This window comes from Peribacillus frigoritolerans, assembly GCF_030676415.1.
GTDB lineage: Bacteria > Bacillota > Bacilli > Bacillales > DSM-1321 > Peribacillus > Peribacillus frigoritolerans_A.
This window is the reverse complement of record NZ_JAUUTW010000084.1, coordinates 1-799: the sequence shown is the minus strand read 5'-3', so window position 1 is coordinate 799 and position 799 is coordinate 1. Positions and strand designations below refer to the sequence as shown.

Genomic DNA, 799 nt, shown 5'->3' with positions numbered 1-799 from the left:
TGGAAACGTATCAGGAGGCTCGCTTGAAAAATATTGAAAATCTTCGAAAGCTCGTCGTCGATGCTGCGGCAACGATTTTGTACGATGAGGGTCCTGAAGCTGTGACGGTGCGTAAAGTTGCGCAGAAAATGAATTGCTCTACCAAAATCATATACAACCTGTTTGTCAATAAAGATGGACTGGCTCAGCAGCTTTATCTCGACGGCTGCAAGCTTCTCGCCAAAGAATTCGAGGGAACGCCACACGCTGACGATCCGATGCAGCAGCTGTTTAATTTAGGCGAAACCTTCTGGCAATTTGGACAGCGTTACTCCGGTTATTACAAGCTGATGTTCGGAGGAGCCTTCGCGGATTTCAAACCAGACGAGGAGAGCATACACGGCACCGTAACAGCTATGCGGCAATTGTTGACGGTAATTGGTAATGCGCAAGAGCAGGGACTGATTACCGGTCAGTATGACACGGAAACCGTCGTCCGTATCTTCTGGGCGTCGCTCCACGGTGTTATCCATCTTTACATGTGCGGACATTTTGGAGATGTGCAGTCCGCACATGCCGTTTACAAGCAAACGTTGTCTTTGGTTGTCGGTTCGTTATTTTCGAGTTGAGGCTTCTGGAGAGGAAAAAAAGCACCTTATGGTGTCTTTTCTTTATTTTTTAAAACGTCGCAACTTTATTTCAAAACGACACGAGGGTATTTTTTTAATACAAGCAACCTTGATAAATGAATAAATAGAAAGGGCATGTTTTGAAAAAGATTAATCAAAACATGCCCTTATACTATTTAATTGGATTATTC

The 799-nt window shown here is 44.1% G+C and carries 1 protein-coding gene; it reads left to right on the top strand.

Annotated elements, in window-relative coordinates; genetic code table 11:
• On the top strand, nucleotides 1-608 hold a 608-nt coding region (locus Q8G36_RS28565; protein WP_305163136.1), incomplete at its 5' end, for a TetR/AcrR family transcriptional regulator.
• Nucleotides 609-799: the final 191 nt, after the last annotated feature.